This is a genomic window from Variovorax sp. 54, assembly GCF_002754375.1.
GTDB lineage: Bacteria > Pseudomonadota > Gammaproteobacteria > Burkholderiales > Burkholderiaceae_C > Variovorax.
In genome coordinates this window covers 3,735,974-3,758,006 of the sequence record NZ_PEFF01000001.1, presented here as the reverse complement: position 1 = coordinate 3,758,006, position 22,033 = coordinate 3,735,974, and the positions used below count along the sequence as shown (strand labels likewise).

Here is a 22,033-nt window from a genome sequence, read left to right as displayed (position 1 = left end):
TTCAAGTGGCGGCGTCTGGCGGCGCAGCCCGGTTCGAGCCCCGGACCATGTCGAAGCGGAACAACCGGCATTCGATGGGGCCGTTCCACATCGGCACGCGGCGCGACTCTTTCAGGCGCATCTGCTTGGGCAGCTTCAGGTCGGGCGTGAGCACCCAGGCGGTCCAGCCCGGATAGTTTTTCTTCCAGTGGGTGGCGAGCTGTGGAAAGAAGTCGCCACCATCGCCGCCTTCCCCATCACCCGGGGTCTGGGCGGCTTCGCGGGCGCCGAAGCGGGCCACGCCGCCGACCTCGATCCGCTCGCCGTACGGCGGGTTGAGCATGATCACGCCGCCTTCGGCCGGCGGCATGCGCTGCAAGGCGTCGCCGCCGCGGAACTCGATGGCGCCCGCCACACCCGCGCGTTCGGCGTTGCGCTCGGCAAAGTCGACCATGCGGTGCGACACGTCGGAGCCGAAGACGGCGATGTCGCTCGCATGCTGCGCGTTGACCGCTTCCTTCTGGATCGCCGCCCAGACGTGCGGCTGGAACGGCAGCAGCTTCTCGAAGCCGAAGCGCCGCAGCGAGCCCGCCGCGATGCCGCTGGCAATCTGCGCGGCCTCGATGGCGATGGTGCCGCTGCCGCAGCAGGGGTCGTACAGCGGGGCCTGGGCGACCTCGCCGGTTTCGGGGTTCCACCAGCCGCTGGCGGCCAGCATGGCGGCGGCCAGGGTTTCCTTCAGCGGGGCGTCGCCCTTGTCCTGGCGCCAGCCGCGCTTGAACAGCGGCTCGCCCGAGGTGTCGATGTACAGCGTGCAGCTGTCGGTGGTCAGGTGCGCAAAGATGCGGCAGTCGGGCCACTGGGTCTCGATGCTCGGGCGCACGCCGTTCGCCTTGGCCCGGAAGCGGTCGGCCACGGCGTCCTTGATGCGCAAGGTGGCGAAGTTCAGGCTCTGCAGCGGGCTGTGCTGGGCCGTGGTCTCGATCTTGAAGGTCTGCTTGGGCGTGAACCAGATCTCCCAGGCCACGGCGTTGGCGATGGCGTACAGGTCGTTCTCGTTGCGGTACGGCCCATGGGCCAGCTCGACCAGCACGCGCTGCGCAAGCCGGCTGTGCAGGTTGAGCTTGAGGCCGTCGCGCCAGTCGGCGCGCACGCGCACACCGCCCCGCAGCGTGAGCAAATCTTGCCCGCTGCGGCCGGTCAGGCCATGCACCTCCTGGGCAAGGAATTCCTCGACGCCGGCGGCGCAAGGCAGGAAAAATGAGAGATCGTTCACGGAAAGTCGGCCATCGGGAAGCCCGCTAAGGGCTCCCATTGTCGCCGCGTCGCGGGCCTTCTCTATATAGTCGATTTGCCCATGACGCCCACCCCCGCCTCCGCGGCCGCCCCGACAGACGCCCGCGGCGGCGACAACCGCTTCGCGATCCAGTGCGAAGTGCTGCGGTTGTCGATCCGCCCGCTCGGGCCGGTGCTGCTGGTGCAGTACCTGCTCAACTGCGGCGTGGCGGCGCTTTTTGCCTGGCAGTTCTCGCCGTTGCGCGCGCTGGTGTGGCTGGCACTCGTGACCGGGGTGACGGTGATGCGCGGCTTCTTTCCGCAGCGCCTGCCCGAGCCGTTCACGCCCACGAATCTGCGCGAGGCGCAGCGCCAGCACACGCTACGCACGGCTGTCTGGGAGCTGGCGCACGGCCTGGCGGGTGTGCTGCTGTTCAACCCCGAGCGCCCCGAGCTGCAACTGCTGCTGGGCCTGATCCTCATGGGCATGACGCTGTCGTCGGCGTTCTCGGTGTCGTTCTACACGCCGGCCACGCAGCTGGCGATCACGCTGCTGCTGGCGCCGGTGATCGTCACGGGCCTGTGGCTCGGGGCGCCGGTGATGATGGCCGTCGCGGTGATCGGCATCGGCCTGACCGCCATGATGTGGAAGCTGGTGGCCGACCATTCGCGCCAGCTCGAGGAGAACATCGGCCTGCGCCTGAACGAGCGCACGCTGCGCGAACAGGCGCTGGCCGGCCTGCGCGCCTCCGAGCAGGCCCAGGCCGAGCGACTGCGCTTCTTCTCGGCGGCCAACCACGACCTGCGCCAGCCGGTGATGGCCATCGGGCTGCAGACCGAGGTGCTGCGCCAGCAGCTGCAGCACGGCACCGACAGCACGGCGGTGCAGCACACGGTGGCCTCGCTCTCGCGCGCGCAGCAGGCGCTCGAGGCCCTGACCAACCAGCTGCTCGAAATCGGCCGCATCGAGGCCGCGGTCGATCCGCTGCGGCCGGCGGCCGTGGCGCTCGTGCCGCTGCTGCACGAGCTGGCGCGGCAAGCTGGCGAAGGCCGCGTCGCCGTGCGCTGCCCTTCCGAAGCCATCGCCTGGACCGACGCCGTGGCGCTGCGCCGCGTGCTCTCCAACCTGCTGGACAACGCCCTCAAGTTCACGCCGCGCGGGCGCGTGCTGCTGGCGGTGCGGGCGCGCCGTCGGCCCGCCGCAGACACCGGGCGCGCATGGCGCGTCGAGGTGCGCGACAGCGGCATCGGCATCGCGGCCGAATCGCAGGCGCGCGTGTTCGACGACTTCGAGCAGGTCGGCAACGTGGAGCGCAACCTGCAGCACGGCCACGGCCTGGGGCTGGCGATCGTGCGACGGCTGGCGGGGCAGCTCGGCATCGAGGTCGCGCTGCGCTCGGCGCCAGGCAAGGGCTCGGTCTTCAGCTTCGAGCTGCCGGCGGCCCGCCCCGGTGCGGCGGCCTTGCCGGCGCCTGCGCCCTCGGTGGCGATGGACGAACTCGATGCCGACGCCGTGCTGCGCCCCGGCCTCGCCGTGCTGGTGGTCGAAGACAACATCGTGGTGGCCGACAGCCTCTCGGCGCTGCTGCGGCACTGGCAGGTGGCGCCGCGCGTCTACGCCAGCGCCGCCGAAGCGCTCGCGCTGGCCGACCTGGACGCGCTCGACGTGGCGCTGTGCGACATCCGCCTGCCCGGCGCGTTCAACGGCATCGCGCTGGCCGAGCGGCTGGCGCAGCGCAAGCCCACGCTGACGATCGCGCTGATCTCGGCCGACATCACCGAAGCCACGCAGCAACTGGCCGCCACGCGCGGCTGGCACGCGCTGCGCAAGCCGGTGCAGCCGGACGACCTGCGGCGCGTGCTGCTGCGGGCCCAGCAGCAGCCAACGCCGTCGTCGTAGCGGCCCTCGGCACGGGGCCCGCCCCGCTGCGGTGTCATCGCTTCCGAGCTATGCTCCGCGCACAGGCCGCCGCCGCCCCTGCCCCGATGCCCGTCGAACCCCTTCCCGCTCCTTCCGTTGGCGCCGCCGCCCTGCGCGAGCCCCGCTACGGGCGGGTCGCGATGCTGCTGCACTGGCTGCTCGCGGCGATGATCGTCGGCTCGCTCGGCGTCGGGCTCTACATGACGGGCCTGCCCTTTTCGCCGCAGCGCCTGAAGCTCTACAGCTGGCACAAGTGGGCCGGCATCACCATCCTCCTGCTGTCGGCGCTGCGGCTGCTGTGGCGCCTCACGCACCGCCCGCCGCCGCTGTCGGCGCGGGTGCTGGCGGCCATGCCGACCTGGCAGCGAGCCGCCCACCGCATCAGCCATGCGCTGATGTACCTGCTGTTCTTCGCGGTCCCGCTGTTCGGCTGGGCCTACAGCGCGGGCATGGGCGTGCCGGTCGTGTGGTTCGGCCTGCTGCCGCTGCCCGACCTGGTGGCGGTCGACAAGGACTTCGCCGAGGCCGTGCTCAAGCCGCTGCACCAGCGCAGCGCCTTCCTGCTGGCCGGCGTCACGCTGCTGCACGTGGCGGCGGCGCTCAAGCACCACTGGATCGACCGCGACGGTCTGTTGCAACGCATGTGGCCCGCGCCACACAAGGAATCCGCCGGATGACGACGCGTCTTTTGTCCCGTCTTCTTTGCGGCGCCGCCGCCCTCTTCGGCCTCGCGCTGCACGCCGCGGCCGAGCCGATGCCGGCCACCACCAAGCTGGTGCCCGAGAAGAGCCAGATCGCCTTCGTCAGCAAGCAGATGGGCGTGCCGGTGGAAGGCAGCTTCAAGCGCTTCGACGCGCAGGTCGCCTTCGATCCGAAGAAGCCCGAGGGCGGCTCGGTCGTGCTGCAGATTGACACCGCCAGCGCCGGCTTCGGCATCCCGATGAGCGATGCCGAGCTGCCCAAGCCGACCTGGTTCGACACCGCGCATTTCCCGCAGGCCAGCTTCCGCTCGACCGCCATCAAGGCGCTGGGCGAGGGCCGCTTCGAGATGGCCGGCAAGCTCACCATCAAGGGCGTCAGCAAGGTCGTGACGGTGCCGGTGAGCATCACGTCGTCGGGCGGCGCCTATTCGGTCGCCACGGGCACCCTCACGATCCAGCGCCTCGACTACAAGGTCGGCGACGGCGAATGGACCGACACCTCGGTGGTCGGCAACGAGGTGCAGGTGCGCTTCAAGCTGACGCTCACGGGCCTCGGGCCGCTGTGACACGGCCCCCCCTTCTCTCTTTTCACCCTCCCATGACCCACACACCCATTGCCATGAAGACGCTGCTCCTTGCCTCGGTGCTGTCGGTCGCGGCCGTCCCGTTTGCCAACGCGCAGGCCCAGGAGTACACCGCCCCGGCCGTGGCCGCCAAGCCCGCGGGCGGGCCGGTCAAAAACGCCAGCTACGTGATCGACCCGACCCACACCTTCGTGATGTACGAGATGGGCCACTACGGCACCACCACCAACCGCGGCCGCTTCAGCACCAAGGACGGCTCGGTGCAGATCGACGGCAGCGGCACCGGCGGCAAGGTCGACATCACGATGGACATCAGCTCCATCAACACCGGCGTCGACCTGCTCAACCGCCACGTGCAGAGCAAGGACTTCTTCAACGTGGCCGAATTCCCCACCGGCCGCTTCGTGGCCGAGCGCATCGACATCAGCGGCGACAAGGTGACCGACGTGCCCGGCACGCTCACGCTCATGGGCCAGACCAAGCCGGTGACGCTGAAGGCCGTGCGCTTCAACTGCTACCTGAACCCGCTCATCAACCGCCAGGTCTGCGGCGGCGACTTCGAGGCCACCGTGCAGCGCAGCGACTGGGGCATCACCTGGGGCCTGAACTTCGGCTTCGAGAACAAGGTGAAGCTGCTGGTGCAGGTCGAGGCCGTGAACGTGCAGCAATGACGGCGACGCCAGGAGCCGCTCGATGATGGACACCTCCCTTTCCCTGCTCGGCATCGCCGGCGCCATGACCGTCGGCGCGATGAGCCCGGGCCCGAGTTTCGTGATGGTGGCGCGCACCGCCGTGGCCTCGCGCAGCGACGGGTTGGCGGCGGCCCTGGGCATGGGCGCCGGCGGGCTGGCGTTCTCCATCGCGGCGCTGGCCGGGCTGCAGGCGGCGTTCCTCGCGGTGCCGGGGCTGTACCTCGCGATCAAGGCCTTCGGCGGCGCCTACCTGATCTACCTGGGCTTTCGCATCTGGCGCGGCGCGCGCCAGCCGCTCGCGATCACGCCCGATACGGACGCCTCGCCGCGCGGCCAGGGCCGCAGCGGACGCACCTTCCTGCTCGGCCTGGCCACGCAGGTCAGCAACCCGAAGACGGCGGTGGTGTACGCGAGCATCTTCGCGGCCTTTTTGCCGCGCGAGGTGCCATTGGTGCTGGCGCTCGCGGTGCCGGCCGTGATCTTCTGCATCGAGACGGGCTGGTACGCGATCGTTGCGCTGGCGCTGTCCTCGGCCGCGCCGCGTGCGGCCTACCTGCGCTACAAGACCTGGATCGACCGCGCCGCCGGCGGCGTGATGGGCCTGCTGGGCCTGCGGCTCGTGTGGTCGGCGGTGCGCGGCACCTAAGGAGCTACAGCAGGCTCTCCGGCGTGAGTGGCGACAGCAGCTCGAGCATGGTGCGGTCCCAGAAACCCGAGTCGGGTTCTTCGTGCAGCACGGTGGTCTTGCCGCCTTCCTCGCTGACCCACTCGATGCGCCGCGAGCCGCTCGCGCCCGCATCGCTGCCTTCGGCAAAACGCAGCCGGTAGGCGCCCTGCTGCTTGAGCACGTCGAGCAGCTTCAAGGTCTGCTGCGCCATCTCGGGACTGCGGATGAACAGGCCGATCTCGGTGTTGTGGACCTCGGAACGCGGATCGAAATTCATCGAGCCGACGAACAGGATGCGCTGGTCGATCACCGCCGACTTGGCGTGCAGCCGGCCCACCGACGTGCCGAACAAACCCAGCCGCACGCTGCGCCGCGTGCGCGCGGAACTCAGCTCGTACAGGTCGGCGCCCAGCGCGAGCATGTCGGCGCGGTAGCGGCGGTAGGCGGTGTGGACCAGCGGTTCGTCGGTGGCAGCAAGCGAGTTGGTGACCACGCTGATCTTCACGTTGCGCCCGCGGATCTCGCGCATCACCTCCAGCCCCGACGCACCGGGGATCAGGTAGGGCGAGACCAGCGTCACCTCGCTGCGCGCGCGGCGCATCTGCTCGACCACGTTGTAGCGCACGCTGTCCACGTCGAGCAGCGGCACGCCGCCATACGACGCGGTCTTGCCGATCACGCGGTCGGGCGAATCGGCGTAGGCCTCGGCGGTGGTCCAGATCAGGCCGAGCTTGCCGGCGTCGAGGTCGTCGGCCACGGGGCTGTAGCCGAGCAGGTCGTTGGGCGCGGGCTTGGGCGGCGGCGGCGTGGTGTCGGGGCCGGTGGCGACGTCGAAGCGGCGCTGCAGTTCTTCGCGCGGCAGGTCGGAGCGCACGACCGAGCCGATCGGGCGCACGTGCGGGCTGTTCCAGTACTGGTCGAACAGCACGCCCAGGCGCGGGATCAGCGCGCCCGTGACGAAGGTGTCGAGGTCGATGAAGTTCTGGCCCGAGGTGCGCCTGAAGTACTGGTTGCCGATGTTGCGCCCGCCCGCCACCGCCATCGCGCCGTCGGCGATGAAGAGCTTGTTGTGCATGCGGCGGTTGACGCGGCTGAAGTCGAACAGCGACGCGGTGAAGCGCTTGAGCAGGCTGCCGCGCCCGGCCGGGAACGGGTTGAACAGGCGCAGCTCCACGTTCGGCGTGGCGGCCAGACCGAGCAGCAGCTCGTCTTCGCCGGACGTGTACAGGTCGTCCATCAACAGGCGCACGCGCACGCCGCGCTGGGCGGCATCGCGCAGGGTGCGCAGCAGGTAGCGGCCGGTCTCGTCGTTCTCGATCTGGTAGTACTGCACGTCGAGCGTGCGCTGCGCGCGGCGCGCGAGCTGCAGCCGCGTGTCGAAGGCGAAGTCGCCGCCGGGCATGAGGCGAAAGCCGCTGAGGTCAGGGTCGGGCTGCGAGGCCAGCGCGATCTTGCCGAGCGCGGTGTCGGCCGAGACGGCGATGGCCTTGGTGGGTGCGCGCGGTGCTTCGTCGGGCAGCGTGGCGCAGCCGGTGAACAGCAACGCGGTTGCGATGACGAAAACCCAATGCCCACAGCGCGACAGCAGGCGATGGGTCATCGTGAGCTTTCTACAGGGCCTTGCGCAGGTTGGCGGGCGCGATGCGCAGCGCTTCGCGGTACTTGGCCACGGTGCGGCGCGCGCACTCGATGCCCTGCTCCTTCAGCATCTCGGAAATCTGGCTGTCGGACAGCGGCTTCTTGATGCTCTCGGAGCTCACGAACTGCTTGATCAGCGCGCGCACTGCCGTGCTCGACGCGTTGCCGCCGGTCTCGGTGCCCAGCGCCGAACCGAAGAAGTACTTGAGCTCGACCGTGCCGAAGGGCGTCGACATGTACTTGGCCGTGGTCACGCGCGAGATCGTCGATTCGTGCAGGCCCAGTTCGTCGGCGATCTCGCGCAGCACCAGCGGGCGCATCGCCAGCTCGCCGTGCACGAAGTAGCTCTTCTGCCGCTCGACGATCGCGTTGCTCACGCGCAGGATGGTGTCGAAGCGCTGCTGGATGTTCTTGATGAACCAGCGCGCCTCCTGCAGCCGCTGCGACAGCGCCTGGCTGCCCTCGCCCTTGTGCGACTTGAGCGCGCCGGCGTAGATGTCGTGCACGCGCAGGCGCGGCATCACCTCGGGGTTCAGCATGACGCGGAACTTGATGTTGGTGCCGCGGCCCGTCTTGGTGACGATCACGTCGGGCACGACGATGTTGCGCTCGACGTCGACAAAACGGCGGCCCGGCTTGGGCTCCAGGCGCGCAATGATCTGCAGCGCCGAGCGCACCAGCTCTTCGTTGGTGCGCGTGAGCGTGGCCAGGCGCTTGAAGTCGCGCCGCGCGAGCAGCTCCATCGGCTGCTTGCAGATCGCGATGGCGGTCTTGCGCACGAGCGCTTCGGCCTCGGTCTCGTCTTCGTTCGCGAGCGCCTTCAGCTGGATGCTCAGGCATTCGCCGAGGTCGCGCGCGCCCACACCGGCCGGCTCCAGGCTCTGCAGCAGGCCGAGCGCCACCTGGAAGTGGTGCACCAGGTCGTCGAACTGGTCGTTGTCATCGCCCGCCAGGCCCGAGGCCAATGCAGGCAGCGAGTCTTCGAGGTAGCCGTCGTCGTTGAGCGATTCGATCAAAAAGCGCAGCGCGGCGCAGTCGTTTTCGTTGAGCCGCAGGGTCAGCGCCTGGCGGTGCAGGAACGATTGCAGCGACTCCTGGCTGCGCGCGAGTTCGGTGGCGTCGGCACGCTCGTCGTCGCCCAGGTTGTTCTGGCGTGCGGGTGCGTCGCTGCCCCACTCGCTGTCGTCGGGCGCCATCTCGACGGTGCCGTCGCCCTCCCAGTCGGGCTCGCGCTCGGTGATCTCGGCGGCGGGGCCGTCGGAGTCGGGCGTGGACGTGGTCTCGCTCGAAGTGGTCGTCGCGCTGGGGGTCGGCGCCGGGGCGAAATCGCCCTCGCCGGTGTCACCACCGTCGTCGCGTGGCACGGGCGTGTCGACAGCATCGAGCCCGAACTCCTCGCGCGCGGCTTCTTCCGCGGTGCGTTCGAGGAACGGGTTCTCGTCCAGCATCTGCTCCACCTCCTGGCTCAGTTCGAGCGTGGAGAGTTGGAGCAGGCGAATGGACTGCTGCAGCTGTGGCGTGAGCGCCAGATGCTGCGAGACGCGAAGGGACAGCCCTTGCTTCATGAGGACGCGCCCCTCCCTTACATGCGGAAGTGCTCGCCCAGGTACACCCTGCGTACCTCGGCGTTGTCGACGATCTCCGAGGGTGTGCCTTGTGCCAGCACGTGCCCGTCGCTGATGATGAACGCGTGATCGCAGATGCCCAGCGTTTCACGCACGTTGTGGTCGGTGATGAGCACGCCGATGCCGCGCTCCTTCAGGAAACTGATGATCCGCTGGATCTCGATCACCGCGATCGGGTCGATGCCGGCAAAGGGCTCGTCCAGCAGGATGAAGCGCGGCTGGGTGGCCAGCGCGCGCGCAATCTCGACGCGGCGGCGCTCGCCGCCCGACAGCGCGAGCGCGGGCGAATCGCGCAGGTGGTCGACGCGCAGGTCGGCCAGCAGATCCGTCAGTCGCTCGTCGATGTGCTGCTTGGACAGCGCCACCAGACGGCCGTTGGCGTCGGGCTCGCGCTGCAGCTCGAGCACGGCACGCACGTTTTCCTCGACCGTGAGCTTGCGGAAGATCGAGGCTTCCTGCGGCAGGTAGCTCAGGCCCATGCGCGCGCGGCGGTGAATGGGCATGTGGGCGATGGGCTCGCCGTCGATGGTGATCTCGCCGGCATCGGCGCGCACCAGCCCGACGATCATGTAGAACGAGGTGGTCTTGCCCGCGCCGTTGGGGCCGAGCAGTCCGACGACCTCGCCCTTCTGCACATCGAGCGAGACGTCTTTGACGACCGTGCGGCTGCCGTAGCTCTTCTTGAGGCCGCGCGCCACGAGGCGGCTGCCCGGGACGCCGTCGGCGGGCGGGGTTCCTGCGGTTTCGATCACTTGCGCCCTTCCCCTTCTGTGCTGCCGCCCAGCGTGGTGCTCGGGCGCAGCCCGGCGCCGGGCGCGGGGGTGGGCGCCGGGGCCGCGGGCTTCTTGCCGCCCGCTGCCGGTGCGGCACCGCCTGCCGCCGGGGCCGGCGTGGCCTTCGGCGTAAGGATGGCCTTGACGCGACCGCCGCCGCCCGCCGAGACGCCGGCGTTCGGCGGCACGAGGGAACCGTTGACGGTGTAGGTGTCGTTGCTCTGGTCGTAGACGATCAGCGCACCGCTGCTCTCGTCATTGGCCGTGGCACCGATCAGCCGGCGCATGACGGCGCGGCGGATGAACTTGACGTTGTCGGCGCGGCTGTCGTACTCGATGACTTCCGACTCGCCCTCGATCCACTCGTCGCCGGCGTTGCGCTTCTGCTTGTAATAGGCCAGCTTGCCGGGCGCCGCCGTGACCACGCCGTACTGGTAGCCCTCGGCGTCCTGGCGCACGTCCAGCCGCGCACCGCGGATGATGATCGTGCCCTTCGTGACCAGCACATTGCCGGTGAACACGCTGGTCTGTTTCAGGTCGTCGTAGCGCATCGAGTCGGACTCGATGTTCATCGGCTTGGTGCGGTCGGCGGTTTCAGCCAGGGCGCCGGAGGCGGCTCCGGCCAGCAACAGCGCGCCGAAGGCCAGGCGGCCGAGGCGACGAAGGGTGGGGAATGTGGGGATGGAGGGCAATGTCATAAAGGCACGAAACTTGCTCTGAAACATTGTATGCGTGGGACGGTGATTGCCCACCGCCGCCAATGAAAAAGCCCGCCGAAGCGGGCCTTGCATTCGACCCAAAAACCAGGTCGACAGGTCGTCGGGTCGGTCAGCCCTTCTTGGCTTCGCCGATCAGGAAGGTCGCGACCTGCAGCACCTTGGCCATGCTGCCGGCGGTTTCGCCGTCGACATACCAGCGGCCTGCCACGGCCAGGGCCGGCACGCCGGCGACCTTGTAGGCCTCGGTCTGTTGCGCTGCGCGGCGGGCCTTGCTGGCCACGCCGAAGGACGCAAATGTTTCCTTGAACTTGGCACCGTCGAGGCCGGCACGCTCGGCCCAGGCCTGGATGTTGGCTTCGCCGTTCAGGTTCTGGCGCTGCGCGTGAATCGCGGCGAACACCTTCGAGTGGTATTCCTCCAGCTTGCCCATGGCTTCGAGCGTGAAATACAGGCGCTGCTTGGCTTCGACGTCGTTGCCCACGAAGGGCACCGGGATGCGACGGAACGCCACTTCTTTCGGGGCTGCCTTGACCCAGGCTTCGAGCGAGGGCTCGAAGTCGTTGCAATGCGGGCAGTTGTACGAGAAGAACTCGACCACCTCGACCTTGCCGGCCGCTGCATCGACCGGCACGCGCTTGTCGAGCACGAGGAAGTCGGTGCCGGCCTTGGGGGCGCGCTGGGCGTGTGCCGGAACGGCAGCCAGCGAAAGCAGCCCGATCGAAGTGGCGGCCAGCGAAAAGTCACGACGTTTCATGGAAAAGGTTCTCCTGTGGGTACCGCAGACAGAGCCGGCGCGCTGCCGGGAGTTCCCCGTCGGCGGCGCGCCCGAGGCGCTGGAATTGACAAAACAGCGTGCGGCAGATGCCGCGCGGGCGAGAGCTTAAAGGCTGTTCAAGAAAGACGTTGGTCAGCGCTGCACGCGCACCAGCGCCGATTCGAGACCGCCGCCGTCGAGCCGTTCCTTGAGCCGGTCGGCATCGTCCTTCTTGTTGAACGGGCCGGCGCGCACGCGGTAGACCGTGCGACCGGCCTGCTCGCGCTCGGTGACCTTGGCCTCGACGCCCATCAGCGACAGCTTGGCGCGCTGCGCCTCGGCGTCGTCGGTGGTGCGGAAGGCGCCGGCCTGCACGAAGTACATGAAGGGGTCGGCACCCGACGGCGACGGTGCGGCGGCCGTGTGGCTCGGCGCAGCGGACGCGGTGGTCGTGCTGCTGCCGCCTGCGCGGGCCCGGGCGAGGTCGCCCAGCGGATCGTTCGACGGCGGCAGGGCGTTGGCTTCGGCCGGCACCGGCGCGGGACGCGCCGGCTTGGGCGCCACCACCACGGGGGCGGGGGCAGTGACCGGCGGGGTGACGGTGGTGGGCGCCGTGCCCGGTGCCACCGTGACGGGGGCGCCGGTGATCGGGTTGACCGGGCCGGTGGCCGTGGCGGCCGGTGGCGTGGCGGCCGGCTTGGGCGCGCCGGCCTTGCCGGCCAGCGGTGCGTTCGGGTCCCAGTCGCGGTTCTTGCGGGCTTCGGCTTCGTCCTGCTCGGCACCGCCGCGTTGCGTCTTGTTGACGAACGGGATCGGCACCTTGGTGACGTAGACCGCGATGCCCAGGGCGACGCCCAGACCGAGCACCAGGCCGATGATGAGCCCGATGACGATGTTGCCGCTTTGTCTGCTTGTCTTCTTCATGTTCAGAGGGTGATTCACATCTTGTTCGGCGCACTGACGCCGAGGATCGCGAGGCCATTGTGCAGCACCTGCGCACAAGCGGCGACGAGTGCCAGGCGCGCTTTCTTCAACGTTTCGTCGTCGACGAGCACACGCTCGGCGTCATAGTAGCTGTGCAGGTTGGCGGCCAACTCGCGCAGGTAGAAAGTTACGTCGTGAGGCGCGAAATCCTTGGCAGCGGCCGTCAACATGCTCGGGTACTTGGCCAGCTGAAGCATCAGCGTCTGCGCTTGCGGAGCCTGCAGCGAGGACAGGTCCACCGCGCTCAGCGAGGCCACGTCACCGGCCCAGTCGCGCAGCATCTTGCAGATGCGCGCGTGCGCCATCTGCACGTAATAGACCGGGTTGTCGTTGTTTTGCGCCAGCGCCAGGTCGATGTCGAAAAGGAACTCGGTGTCGGGCTTGCGGCTGAGCAAAAAGAAGCGCACGGCATCGGTGCTGGTCCACTCGATCAGGTCGCGCAGCGTGACGTAGCTGCCGGCGCGCTTGCTGATCTTGACCTCTTCACCGCCCTTCATCACGCGCACCATGGTGTGCAGCACGTAGTCGGGGTAGCCCTCGGGAATGCCTTCGCCCGCGGCCTGCAGGCCGGCGCGCACGCGCGCAATGGTGCCGTGGTGGTCGGTGCCCTGGATGTTCACGACCTTGTGAAAGCCGCGCTCCCACTTGGCAATGTGGTACGCGACGTCGGGCACGAAGTAGGTGTACGTGCCGTCCTTCTTCTTCATCACGCGGTCTTTGTCGTCGCCGTAGTCGGTCGACTTCAGCCACAGCGCGCCATCCTCTTCGTAGGTCTTGCCGGCGGCCACGAGCTTGGCCACCGCCGCCTCGACGCGCCCGCTGGTGTAGAGGCTGGACTCGAGGTAGTAGTTGTCGAAGCGCACGCGGAAGGCCTGCAAATCGAGGTCCTGCTCGCGGCGCAGGTAGGCCACGGCGAATTCGCGGATGCTGTCCAGGTCGTCGATGTCGCCGCTGGCGGTGTATTCGCGGTCGTCCGACTTGACGGTCTTCTTCGCCTTGAAGTCTTCGGCGATGTCGGCGATGTAGTCGCCGTTGTAGGCCGGGGCTTTTTCGCCGCTGGGCCACTCGGCGTCGCCGGGCTTGAAGCCCTTGGCGCGCAGCTGCGTGCTGTGGGCCAGCGTCTGGATCTGCACGCCGGCGTCGTTGTAATAGAACTCGCGCCACACGCTCTCGCCCTGCGAGGCCTGCAGGTTGCAGATGGCGTCGCCCAGCGCCGCCTGGCGGCCGTGGCCGACGTGCAGCGGGCCGGTCGGGTTGGCCGACACGAACTCGACCAGCACCTTCTGGCCCGTGGCCGGCTGGCGGCCGAAGGCTTCGCCGGCGTCCAGCACTTCGCGCACGATCTGCTGCTTGGCGGCGGCCTTGAGGCGGATGTTGAGGAAGCCGGGGCCGGCGATCTCGATCGCCTCGACCCATTGGCCGAAAGCGGGGGTGGCGAGCAGCGCAGCGCTCAGTTCCTCGGCCAGTTCGCGGGGCTTGCGCCCCAGCGGCTTGGCGAGCTGCATGGCGGCGGTGCTGGCGAAATCGCCGTGCGCCGCCACCTTGGGCGACTCGAACGCGGCTTTGGCACCGGCGCCGGGAGAGAGGGTTTCGAGCGTGTTCGCGAGCGCCGCGAGCAGCTCCTGTTTGACCAATAGCATCTGTGAATTTTACCGGGGGCAAACCCGGACCCAGTTAACGATCGTCATCCGATGGGCGATGTCGCCCGTTAGGATGGTCGGCCCCGAGGCGGGGCGTCTGTCACAACCCAACCTTGCAAGGACATATCCCATCATGAAGAAGCTCCTTTCCCTGGTCGTCTCCACCGTCGCGCTCGGCGCCTGCCTGTCGTTCAGCGCCTACGCGCAGGACAAGGCACCCGCACCGGTCGTGGCCCCCGCAGCCGCCGCCGCACCTGCGGCAGCCGCTCCTGCCGCTGCAGCAGCCGCGCCCGCCGGTGGTGCCAGCTGCGATGCCAAGGCGATCGACAAGAACGGCAAGCCCCTGGCCGGCGCCGCCAAGAACAGCTTCATGAAGAAGTGCACCAAGGAAGCCGCCGGACCCGCCTGCGCCGCCAAGGCCATCGACAAGAACGGCAAGGCCCTGGCCGGTGCCGCCAAGAACAGCTTCATGAAGAAGTGCGAAGCCGGCGCCGCCAAGGCCTGATCCGGCGCAGCGCCGCACGACGCTGACATTTGTTACTCCCGAAGGGCCCGCTCATGCGGGCCTTTTCTTTTGTCTGTTCTGTTGATTACTTGCCGAAGCCGCGCGCCAGGAACACCGCGACCAGCGGGATCAGCGCGATCAGGTGCGCCTGGATCATCACCAGCTTGCGCGTCTTCAGGATGTCGGCCTCCGCGGGCAGCTTGCCCGTGGCGCGCAGCGTCTTGCGCCAGCGGAAATAAGTCAGCGTCGGGAAGATCGACAGCACGCCCACGATGATGAACAACGTGAGCTTCACGTGCAGCAGCGGGTTGGTCCAGTACCAGGCCGTGCCCTTCACGCCCCACCAGGTGCGTGCGATGCCGGTGGCCAGCACCGCGATGGCGGCGATGCCGTAGACCATGTCGACCTTGGCGAGCCGCTCGACGACGGCGGCATTGAGCCATTGCACGCGGCACAGCGCGGCTTCACTGGAGATGAACACGACCATCGTGAGGATGGCCAACAGATGCAGGTAGGCGAGGATGGCTTCGAGGGTCATCGGAAACTTTCTTCATCGGGGTTGCAAGCAAATGCAAAAAGCATTGTGCCGCCCGGTCACGATTTCAGGACCGCCCGCCCCAGAATTCCGGCTGCCCATACTGCGCTTTGAGGAAATCAAGCCACAGTCGCACGCGCAGCGGCAGGTGCTTGGTGCCCGCGAACACCGCGTAGATGCCGTTGGGCGGCGCGGCGAAGTCGTCGAGCAGGGGCACGAGCAGGCCGGCGTCGATCTCGGCCTCGACCTCCCAGGTGCTGCGCCAGGCGATGCCGTGGCCCGCGAGGCACCAGTCATGCAGCACCTGGCCGTCGGAACAATCGAGCGGGCCGCTGGGGCGCAGGTGAATGAGCTCCTGCGCGCCCTCTTCGTTGGTAATGCGAAAGGCCCAACCGCGCGTCTGCGAGGCATCGCTCGACAGCGTGAGACAGGCAAAGCGCGACAACTCGCCCGGGTGCTTCGGCATGCCGTGGCGGCGCAGGAACTCGGGCGTGGCGACACAGCGGCGGCGGTTGTCGGCCAGGCGCACGCTCACCAGCGACGAGTCGGGCAGGTCGCCCACGCGCACCGCGCAGTCGAAGCTCTCGCCTGTGACGTCGACCACGCGGTCACTGAGGTTCAGCGAGATCGTCACTTCGGGATGCAGCGCATGAAAGCGCGGCACCAGCGGCGCGACGTGGCGGCGGCCGAAGCCGGCCGGCGCCGTCACGCGCAGGTGGCCGCTGGCCTTCACGCCGCCGGCGCTCACGCTGGCCTCGGCGTTCGCGAACTCGGTCAGCAGGCGCTGGCAGTCTTCGAGAAAGGCGCTGCCTTCGTGCGTGAGCGTGATGCGGCGCGTGGTGCGCACCAGCAGCTTGACGCCCAGGCGCTCTTCGAGCGCGTCGATGCGCCGGCCCATGATCGCGGGCGCCACGCCTTCCGCCTTGGCCGCCGCGGTGAGGCTGCCGCGGGTCGCGACCGAGACAAAGGATTCGAGCTGCTTGAGGCGGTCCATGGGGCGGGAACTATATCGCCCGCCACCGCCTTCTCACCTTCTCAGTCGCCGGCCGTGACGCCCTGCGCCCGCAGCGCGGCGATGTCGCCGTCGCTGTAGCCCACTTCTTTCAGCAGCGCCTCGCTGTGCTCGCCGATGTGCGGCGGCTGCAGCCGGATGCCGGGGCGCTCGCCGCCGAGCGTGAACGGTGCGAGCGGCACCTTGGCCATGTGGCCGTCGTTCATGCGCACGGGCGCGAGGCCGCCGGTGGCGTTGAGGTGCGGGTCGTCGAACAACTCCTGCGGCTTGGTGATGGGCGCGAAGGGCAGCTCGTTCTGCTCGAACACCGCGCTGAGTTCGGCCGCACTGTGGTTGGCCAAGTGCGAACGCAGGATCGGCATCATCCAGTCGCGCGCGCGCACACGGTCGTTGTTGGTCTTCAGGCGCGGGTCGGCCAGCATGTCTTCGAGGCCGAAGGCCTTGCAGAAGATGGCCCACTGCTTGTCGCTCACGGCGGCAAGAAAGATCTGCTCGCCGTCCTTCACGGTGAACACGTCGTACACGGCCCAGGCCGAGATGCGGCTGGGCATCGGGTCGGCGGCCTTGCCGGTGGCGGCGAATTGCATCATGTGCTGCGCGACGAGGAACACGTTGTTCTCGAACAGCGCGGACTGCACCTCGCAGCCCTTTCCGGTGAGCTCGCGCTGGCGCAGCGCGGCCATCGCACCGATGGCGCCGAACATGCCGCCCATGATGTCGTTCACGCTGGCGCCCGCGCGCAGCGGATCGCCGGCGCGGCCGGTCATGTAGGCCAGGCCGCCCATCATCTGCACCACCTCGTCGAGGGCGGTGCGGTGGTCGTACGGGCCGGGCAGAAAGCCCTTGTGGCTCACGTAGATGAGGCGCGGGTTGAGCTTGGCGAGCGTGTCGTAGTCGAGCCCCAGCTTCTTCATCGTGCCGGGCTTGAAGTTCTCGCTCACGATGTCGGCGGTGGCGATGAGGCGCAGCGCGGCCTCCACGCCTTCGGGCTTCTTCAGGTCGAGCGCGATGCTCTTCTTGTTGCGGTTGAAAGTCGGGAAGAAGCCCGCGCCCGAGCCGAGCAGGCGGCGCGTGTTGTCGCCCTCGATGGGTTCGACCTTGATGACTTCGGCGCCCAGGTCGGCCAGCAACAGGCCGCAGGTTGGGCCCATGACCATGTGGGTGAACTCGACGACGCGCACGCCGGCGTAGGGCAAGGGATTGGTTTCAGACATGTGCAATGTGTTCCTGGACAAAGCCTTTGGGCAGGCCGGCTTCGGGCGTCATGCCGTAGACCGGTTCGCCGGGCAGGCCGGCCTTGAGCGGCGCGCGCGCCGCGATGAGTTTCTGGATGTCGATGCCGGTGCGCACGCCCATGGCTTCGAACATGAAGACGAGGTCTTCGGTGACCGCATTGCCCGACGCGCCCGGCGCATAAGGGCAGCCGCCGAGACCGCCGAGCGAGGCGTCGAAGGTGCGCACGCCCTCGTCCCACGCCGCCAGGCAGTTCGCGATGCCGAGGCCACGCGTGTTGTGCATGTGGGCGGCGCCCGCGTGCACGCCGATCTCGGCGCGCAGCCGCTGGAAGAGGCGGCGCACCTGCGCGGGGTTGGCGTAGCCCACGGTGTCGGACAGGCCCGATTCGTCGGCCCCGGCCTCGATGCATTGCGCCGCGAGGCGGATCACATCGTCTTCCGGCACCAGCCCCTGCAGCGTGCAGCCGAAGGCGGTGGAGATGCCCGCTTCGAGCTTCACCTGCGGCGCGATGGCACGGCGCAGTTCGGCAATGGCGCGCACCTCTTCGACCATCTCGGTCGGCGTCTTGCGCACGTTGGCCAGTGAATGCGCCACGCTGGCCGACACCGGCATCGTGAGCTTGTGCACGCCCGCCTCGAGCGCGGCCTGCGCGCCCTTGCGGTTAGGCACCAGCGCCATCACCACGAGACCGGGCAGCGTGACCGCGTGGCGCACCACCTCGGCGGCGTCGGCCATCTGCGGCAGCAGCTTCGCGGGCACGAACGAGGCGACCTCGATCTCGCGCACGCCGGCGGTGTACAGCGCGTCGATCCAGCGCAGCTTGTCGGCCGTGGGCATGGTGGCCTTCACGGATTGCAGGCCGTCGCGCGGGCCAACCTCGCTGATGAGGACGTCGGGGGAGGTCATCGGGTGCTTCCTTGACCGTTCTATCTTGCAGAACTATATTCTGTTAAACAGAATTAAATCGGCAAGCCCGCCGACTGTCAAGCCACGCCATGCCCCGCAAAGCCCAGAACGAATCGGTGTCCGATCTCAACGCCGCCCCCGGCGGCGCCGCTGCGGTCGACCGCGCGCTGAGCCTGCTCTCGGCGTTCCAGCCCGGCGACGAGGCGCTGTCGCTCGCGCAGTTTGCCGAGCGCACGCAGCTCTACAAGAGCACGGTGCTTCGGCTCTTGGCCTCGCTGGAACATGCGCGGCTCATTCGCCGGCAGGACGACGGGCGCTACGCGCTGGGGTTGGAGATCGCGCGGCTGCACGGGCTGTACGCGGCGTCGCAGTCGCTCGACCGCCTCGTGCTGCCGGTGCTGCGCACGCTCGCCGCGGCCACCGGCGAGAGCGCGGCGTACCACGTGCGGCAGGACCAGGGCGACAGCTGGGTGCGGCTGTGCCAGTTCCGCGTCGACTCGTCGCATGTGGTGCGCGACCACGTGCGCGCGGGCGACCTGCTGCCCAACGACCGGGGCGCGGGCGCGCGCGTGCTGATCGCCTTCGGGCCCGAGGCCGAACGGCCGCGTGGGGCGAAGGAGCGCAAGCTGTACGACGCGATCCGCGCGCAAGGCTATTGCGCGCTCGTGGGCGACCGCACGGCCGAACTGGCGGGCATCTCGGCGCCGGTGTTCCATGCGGATGGGCGGCTGGCCGCGGCAGTCACGCTGACGATGCCGACGCATCGGTATGACGCGGCCTATGTCGGGCCCGTGCTGGCGGCGGCGAAGGAACTCAGCGGCCAGGTCTGACGGCCTTCTTTTCTTGCTCCTTCCCCTTCCGGGGGAAGGTTGGGATGGGGGCACGCGGCCTTTGCACAGGCTGCAGCGTATCGACCGCCGCCGTGCCCCCACCCCGCCCTCCCCCGGAAGGGGAGGGAGAAATACGGGGCCTCAGGACTCGGCTTTAAACCCCGAGTTCTTGATCGGCATTTCCCACCGCTTCAGATGGGTCGCCTGAATGGCGGCGAGTTCGGCCGGCCCCGCATGCGCCGGCACGAGCCCCAGCGCATAGATCCGGTCCTGCACATCCGGCATGCGCACCGCGTCGGCCACAGCCTTGTCGATCCGCGCGACCACCTCGGGCGACATCCCCGGCGGGCCATACAGCCCGAAGAACGCATCGGCCGTCACGTTGATCCCCGCCTCCTTCAAGGTCGGCACATCAGGCAGCGCACGGCTGCGCTGTTCGCCCGTCACCGCGAGGATGCGGACCTTGCCCGCGCGGTGGTGCTCGATGGTTTCCGAGGCCGTGTCGACCATCAGCGGCACCTGGCCGCCGATGAGGTCCTGCGCGGCCGGGGCACCGCCGCGGTAGGCGACGTGCGTCATCGGCACGCCCGCGGCGTGCGCCAGCAACTGGCCCGCGAAGTGCGGCACCGTGCCCGCGCCCGAGGTCGCGTAGTTGGCCTTGGCGGGGTTGGCCTTCATCCAGGCCAGCACCGCCTTCAGGTCGCCCGCCGGCGCACCCGGCCCGGCCGTCACGGCGAAGTCGAAGGTGCTGCCGAGCGCGATCGGCGTGAAGTCTTTCGCCGGGTCGTAGCCGAGGTTCGCATACAGCCACGGGTGGATCACCATCGCGCCGCTGGGCGAGAAGATGAGCACGCTGCCGTCCGGCGGCGAGCGCTTGAGTTCGGCCAGCGCGAGGCGCCCCGCCGCGCCGGGCTTGTTGTCGATGATGACGTTCTGCCCGAGCGACACACGCATCTTGTCGGCCAGCAACCGCGCGACCACGTCGGCCGACCCGCCCGGCGGAAAGCCGATCAGGATGCGCACCGTGCGCTCCTGCGCGAACGCCATCGGCGCGAGGGCCGTGGCAGTGATGACGGCAGCGGCCTGCGCTGCGAACTGGCGGCGTTGCATGGGGCGGTCTCCTCGGGGTGGTGGTTGTTTCTTTGCGCGACCGGCCCGTCGACCGTCAGCGCAACGCGGCCAGCAACGCCTCGTTCTGCGCCGGCAGTCCAACGCTCACGCGCAGCCATTGCGCCAAGCCATACGGGCCGAGCAGCGAGACCTCGATGCCGGCGGCCAGCAGGCGCGCGTGCACGGCGGACGCATCGCCGACCTGCACCATCAGGAAATTGCCCGACGACGGGACGTACGGCAGGCCCAGTGCGGTGAAGCCCGCGGCAAGCTGGTCGCGCCCGGCGGTGTTGAGTTCGTAGGTGCGCGCCAGAAAGTCCGCATCGCCCAGCGCCGCCACGGCCGCGGCCTGGGCCGGTGTCGTCACGTTGAAGCGCGGGCGCTGCGCGTTCATGCGCGCCGTGAGCGCCGGCTGCGACACGCCGTAGCCGATGCGCAGCCCCGCCAGGCCGAAGGCCTTGGAAAAGGTGCGTGCCACGATCAGGTTCGGCAGGCGTCGCACCCACTCCATGCTGTCGTAGCGCTGCGCGGGCGCGAGGTACTCGGTGTAGGCCTCGTCGAGCAGCACCGTCACGTGCGCGGGCACCGATTGCAGAAAGTCGCGCAGCGGCGCAGCATCGATGAAGGTGCCGGTCGGGTTGTTCGGGTTGGCGACGAAGACCAGCTTCGTGTCGTCGCCGATGGCGGCGCGCATCGCGTCGAGGTCGTGGCCAAAATCGCGCGAAGGCACGACGGTGGCGCGCGCGTGGGCGTGCGCCGTGGCCGCCGCATAGACGATGAAACCGTACTGCGAATAGACGACGTTCTCGCCCGGCTTCAGGCTGACCTGCGCCGCCAGTTCGAGAATCTCGCTCGATCCGCTGCCGAGCGTGAGCCATTCGGGCGGCACGTCGAGCCGCGCGGCCAGCGCCTGCTTGAGCGCGGTGCCGTTGCTGTCGGGGTAGTTGCCCGCACCTTCGAGGGCGGCGGCGGCGGCGCGGCGGGCCGACTCGGGCATGCCGAGCGGGTTTTCGTTGGAAGCCAGGAGGATCATTGCGACGGGAGCTGATTATTTAAGAAGTTAAATATATACAGCTGACACCGCCCCGGCCTCAGGGCCTACCCTTTGACGCTGGGGTCTGGCCTTCGCGGGCCTCCGTCGATTACATGCATTTTTGTCACAGATAAATCTCACTTTCGGCTCTTACTGGCTTGCAAAGTATCGAATACAGTTCTCCTATGGCTTCACCTGGGGCAGTTCTCTTTGACGCTTACGGCACCCTGTTCGACGTGTACAGCGTCGGGCAGGCGGCCGAGCGCCTGTTCCCCGGCCAGGGAGCCGCGCTGGCCGTGGCCTGGCGCGACAAGCAGATCGAATACACCCGCCTCGTGACCACCAGCAACGACGGCGCGCACTACCGCCCGTTCAGCGAACTCACGCGCGCCGCCCTGCGCTACAGCGCCAAGCGACTGGGCCTGGCACTGGGCGACGCCGCCGAGCAGGAGTTGATGGACGCCTACCGCACGCTCGCCGCTTTTGAAGAAAGCCGCGAAGTGCTGCAGGCGCTGAAGGCGCGCGGCGTGGTCACCGGCATCCTGTCGAACGGCGACCCCGGCATGCTCGACGCCGCCGTGCGCAGCGCCGGCCTGCACGGCCTGCTCGACCACGTGCTGAGCGTGGACGGCATCCGCAAGTACAAGACCCATCCCGAGGCCTACCGGCTCGGCGTCACGGCCACCGGCCTGCCGCCCGCGCAGATCGCCTTCGTGAGCTGCAACGGCTGGGACGCGCTGGGCGCCACTTGGTACGGATTTCGCACGCTCTGGGTCAACCGCTACCAACTGCCTTTCGAAGAACTGGGCACGTCCCCCGAGCGCACCGGCCAGAGCCTGCGCGACGTGCTTGCCTTCTTCTGAACCAGGCCCTCCCCGATTTCCATTTTTTTGCATTGCGTTCCCAAGGAGAAA

Annotated in this window: 22 protein-coding genes; 8 read left to right on the top strand and 14 right to left on the bottom strand. The window is 68.7% G+C overall.

Annotated elements, in window-relative coordinates:
- Position 1 precedes the first annotated feature (1 nt).
- Positions 2-1,255: a THUMP domain-containing class I SAM-dependent RNA methyltransferase gene (locus tag CLU95_RS17440; RefSeq protein WP_099794775.1), complete on the bottom strand. Its 1,254-nt coding sequence runs from the start codon at positions 1,253-1,255 to the stop codon at positions 2-4.
- Positions 1,256-1,336: 81 nt separating this feature from the next.
- On the opposite strand from CLU95_RS17440, the gene CLU95_RS17435 reads away from it, so the two are divergent.
- The 5 genes from CLU95_RS17435 (at position 1,337) to CLU95_RS17415 (ending at position 5,798) form a co-directional block, all read left to right on the top strand.
- On the top strand, positions 1,337-3,154 hold the full coding sequence (locus tag CLU95_RS17435; RefSeq protein WP_099794774.1) for an ATP-binding response regulator: 1,818 nt from the start codon (positions 1,337-1,339) through the stop codon (positions 3,152-3,154).
- Between the two features lie 86 nt (positions 3,155-3,240).
- On the top strand, positions 3,241-3,852 hold the full coding sequence (locus CLU95_RS17430) for a cytochrome b (RefSeq protein WP_257214650.1): 612 nt from the start codon (positions 3,241-3,243) through the stop codon (positions 3,850-3,852).
- Positions 3,849-4,442: a YceI family protein gene (locus tag CLU95_RS17425; RefSeq protein WP_099794772.1), complete on the top strand. Its 594-nt coding sequence runs from the start codon at positions 3,849-3,851 to the stop codon at positions 4,440-4,442. Before CLU95_RS17430 ends, CLU95_RS17425 begins: the two co-directional genes overlap by 4 nt.
- A gap of 53 nt (positions 4,443-4,495) precedes the next feature.
- Positions 4,496-5,131 carry a YceI family protein gene (locus tag CLU95_RS17420; protein WP_099797355.1) on the top strand — a complete coding sequence of 212 codons (636 nt, stop codon included), beginning with the start codon at positions 4,496-4,498 and terminating at the stop codon, positions 5,129-5,131.
- A 22-nt stretch (positions 5,132-5,153) separates the two neighbouring features.
- Complete coding sequence (locus CLU95_RS17415; protein WP_099794771.1) at positions 5,154-5,798, top strand: LysE family translocator; 645 nt, start codon at positions 5,154-5,156, stop codon at positions 5,796-5,798.
- A gap of 4 nt (positions 5,799-5,802) precedes the next feature.
- On the opposite strand, the gene CLU95_RS17410 is transcribed toward CLU95_RS17415, so the two are convergent.
- The 7 genes from CLU95_RS17410 to argS all read right to left on the bottom strand — a co-directional run bounded on the left by CLU95_RS17410 (position 5,803) and on the right by argS (position 13,952).
- On the bottom strand, positions 5,803-7,419 hold the full coding sequence (locus tag CLU95_RS17410; protein ID WP_099794770.1) for a phospholipase D family protein: 1,617 nt from the start codon (positions 7,417-7,419) through the stop codon (positions 5,803-5,805).
- Between the two features lie 10 nt (positions 7,420-7,429).
- Entirely contained in the window at positions 7,430-9,022 is a 1,593-nt protein-coding gene (rpoN, locus tag CLU95_RS17405; protein ID WP_099794769.1) for an RNA polymerase factor sigma-54, read from the bottom strand.
- Positions 9,023-9,039: 17 nt separating this feature from the next.
- A complete protein-coding gene (gene lptB / locus CLU95_RS17400; RefSeq protein WP_099794768.1) occupies positions 9,040-9,834 on the bottom strand; it encodes an LPS export ABC transporter ATP-binding protein in 795 nt (264 codons plus the stop codon).
- The gene (lptA, locus tag CLU95_RS17395) at positions 9,831-10,553 is read right to left on the bottom strand and encodes a lipopolysaccharide transport periplasmic protein LptA (protein WP_099794767.1); all 723 of its coding nucleotides are present in this window, start codon (positions 10,551-10,553) and stop codon (positions 9,831-9,833) included. Before lptA ends, lptB begins: the two co-directional genes overlap by 4 nt.
- A 130-nt stretch (positions 10,554-10,683) precedes the next feature.
- A complete protein-coding gene (locus CLU95_RS17390) occupies positions 10,684-11,328 on the bottom strand; it encodes a thiol:disulfide interchange protein DsbA/DsbL (RefSeq protein WP_099794766.1) in 645 nt (214 codons plus the stop codon).
- A gap of 153 nt (positions 11,329-11,481) precedes the next feature.
- A complete protein-coding gene (locus tag CLU95_RS17385) occupies positions 11,482-12,252 on the bottom strand; it encodes an SPOR domain-containing protein (RefSeq protein WP_099794765.1) in 771 nt (256 codons plus the stop codon).
- A 14-nt stretch (positions 12,253-12,266) separates the two neighbouring features.
- Positions 12,267-13,952: an arginine--tRNA ligase gene (gene argS / locus CLU95_RS17380; protein ID WP_099794764.1), complete on the bottom strand. Its 1,686-nt coding sequence runs from the start codon at positions 13,950-13,952 to the stop codon at positions 12,267-12,269.
- A gap of 133 nt (positions 13,953-14,085) precedes the next feature.
- On the opposite strand from argS, the gene CLU95_RS17375 reads away from it, so the two are divergent.
- Positions 14,086-14,457: a hypothetical protein gene (locus tag CLU95_RS17375; protein WP_099794763.1), complete on the top strand. Its 372-nt coding sequence runs from the start codon at positions 14,086-14,088 to the stop codon at positions 14,455-14,457.
- Positions 14,458-14,542: 85 nt separating this feature from the next.
- Here CLU95_RS17375 and CLU95_RS17370 read toward each other — a convergent pair whose 3' ends face one another.
- The 4 genes from CLU95_RS17370 to CLU95_RS17355 all read right to left on the bottom strand — a co-directional run bounded on the left by CLU95_RS17370 (position 14,543) and on the right by CLU95_RS17355 (position 18,146).
- Positions 14,543-14,995 carry a DUF2214 family protein gene (locus CLU95_RS17370; RefSeq protein ID WP_056584391.1) on the bottom strand — a complete coding sequence of 151 codons (453 nt, stop codon included), beginning with the start codon at positions 14,993-14,995 and terminating at the stop codon, positions 14,543-14,545.
- A gap of 64 nt (positions 14,996-15,059) precedes the next feature.
- Entirely contained in the window at positions 15,060-15,986 is a 927-nt protein-coding gene (locus tag CLU95_RS17365) for a LysR family transcriptional regulator (protein ID WP_099794762.1), read from the bottom strand.
- Between the two features lie 41 nt (positions 15,987-16,027).
- Positions 16,028-17,218, bottom strand: coding sequence for a CaiB/BaiF CoA transferase family protein (locus CLU95_RS17360; RefSeq protein WP_099794761.1), 1,191 nt, complete (start codon positions 17,216-17,218; stop codon positions 16,028-16,030).
- Entirely contained in the window at positions 17,211-18,146 is a 936-nt protein-coding gene (locus CLU95_RS17355; RefSeq protein WP_099794760.1) for a hydroxymethylglutaryl-CoA lyase, read from the bottom strand. The genes CLU95_RS17360 and CLU95_RS17355 overlap by 8 nt, the downstream gene beginning before the upstream one ends.
- 89 nt (positions 18,147-18,235) lie before the next feature.
- Here CLU95_RS17355 and CLU95_RS17350 point away from each other — a divergent pair, with 89 nt between their 5' ends.
- Complete coding sequence (locus CLU95_RS17350) at positions 18,236-18,976, top strand: IclR family transcriptional regulator (protein WP_099794759.1); 741 nt, start codon at positions 18,236-18,238, stop codon at positions 18,974-18,976.
- A gap of 141 nt (positions 18,977-19,117) precedes the next feature.
- Here CLU95_RS17350 and CLU95_RS17345 read toward each other — a convergent pair whose 3' ends face one another.
- Together CLU95_RS17345 and hisC are read right to left on the bottom strand one after the other, a co-directional pair.
- Positions 19,118-20,086 carry a Bug family tripartite tricarboxylate transporter substrate binding protein gene (locus CLU95_RS17345; RefSeq protein WP_099794758.1) on the bottom strand — a complete coding sequence of 323 codons (969 nt, stop codon included), beginning with the start codon at positions 20,084-20,086 and terminating at the stop codon, positions 19,118-19,120.
- Positions 20,087-20,141: 55 nt separating this feature from the next.
- On the bottom strand, positions 20,142-21,119 hold the full coding sequence (hisC, locus tag CLU95_RS17340) for a histidinol-phosphate transaminase (protein WP_099794757.1): 978 nt from the start codon (positions 21,117-21,119) through the stop codon (positions 20,142-20,144).
- A 185-nt stretch (positions 21,120-21,304) separates the two neighbouring features.
- On the opposite strand from hisC, the gene CLU95_RS17335 reads away from it, so the two are divergent.
- Positions 21,305-21,982, top strand: a complete 678-nt coding sequence (locus tag CLU95_RS17335; protein ID WP_099794756.1) for a haloacid dehalogenase type II — start codon at positions 21,305-21,307, stop codon at positions 21,980-21,982.
- The last annotated feature ends 51 nt before the right edge of the window (positions 21,983-22,033 follow it).

Coding starts and splice junctions, on each gene's coding strand:
- CLU95_RS17375 (WP_099794763.1), top strand. CDS start 14,086: ATGAAGAAGCTCCTTTCCCTGGTCGTCTCCACCGTCGCGCTCGGCGCC.
- CLU95_RS17435 (WP_099794774.1), top strand. CDS start 1,337: ATGACGCCCACCCCCGCCTCCGCGGCCGCCCCGACAGACGCCCGCGGC.
- CLU95_RS17390 (WP_099794766.1), bottom strand. CDS start 11,328: ATGAAACGTCGTGACTTTTCGCTGGCCGCCACTTCGATCGGGCTGCTT.
- CLU95_RS17335 (WP_099794756.1), top strand. CDS start 21,305: ATGGCTTCACCTGGGGCAGTTCTCTTTGACGCTTACGGCACCCTGTTC.
- CLU95_RS17345 (WP_099794758.1), bottom strand. CDS start 20,086: ATGCAACGCCGCCAGTTCGCAGCGCAGGCCGCTGCCGTCATCACTGCC.
- rpoN (WP_099794769.1), bottom strand. CDS start 9,022: ATGAAGCAAGGGCTGTCCCTTCGCGTCTCGCAGCATCTGGCGCTCACG.
- CLU95_RS17385 (WP_099794765.1), bottom strand. CDS start 12,252: ATGAAGAAGACAAGCAGACAAAGCGGCAACATCGTCATCGGGCTCATC.
- CLU95_RS17355 (WP_099794760.1), bottom strand. CDS start 18,146: ATGACCTCCCCCGACGTCCTCATCAGCGAGGTTGGCCCGCGCGACGGC.
- CLU95_RS17350 (WP_099794759.1), top strand. CDS start 18,236: ATGCCCCGCAAAGCCCAGAACGAATCGGTGTCCGATCTCAACGCCGCC.
- CLU95_RS17365 (WP_099794762.1), bottom strand. CDS start 15,986: ATGGACCGCCTCAAGCAGCTCGAATCCTTTGTCTCGGTCGCGACCCGC.
- CLU95_RS17425 (WP_099794772.1), top strand. CDS start 3,849: ATGACGACGCGTCTTTTGTCCCGTCTTCTTTGCGGCGCCGCCGCCCTC.
- CLU95_RS17420 (WP_099797355.1), top strand. CDS start 4,496: ATGAAGACGCTGCTCCTTGCCTCGGTGCTGTCGGTCGCGGCCGTCCCG.
- CLU95_RS17370 (WP_056584391.1), bottom strand. CDS start 14,995: ATGACCCTCGAAGCCATCCTCGCCTACCTGCATCTGTTGGCCATCCTC.
- lptA (WP_099794767.1), bottom strand. CDS start 10,553: ATGACATTGCCCTCCATCCCCACATTCCCCACCCTTCGTCGCCTCGGC.
- CLU95_RS17430 (WP_257214650.1), top strand. CDS start 3,241: ATGCCCGTCGAACCCCTTCCCGCTCCTTCCGTTGGCGCCGCCGCCCTG.
- CLU95_RS17360 (WP_099794761.1), bottom strand. CDS start 17,218: ATGTCTGAAACCAATCCCTTGCCCTACGCCGGCGTGCGCGTCGTCGAG.
- argS (WP_099794764.1), bottom strand. CDS start 13,952: ATGCTATTGGTCAAACAGGAGCTGCTCGCGGCGCTCGCGAACACGCTC.
- CLU95_RS17410 (WP_099794770.1), bottom strand. CDS start 7,419: ATGACCCATCGCCTGCTGTCGCGCTGTGGGCATTGGGTTTTCGTCATC.
- CLU95_RS17415 (WP_099794771.1), top strand. CDS start 5,154: ATGATGGACACCTCCCTTTCCCTGCTCGGCATCGCCGGCGCCATGACC.
- hisC (WP_099794757.1), bottom strand. CDS start 21,119: ATGATCCTCCTGGCTTCCAACGAAAACCCGCTCGGCATGCCCGAGTCG.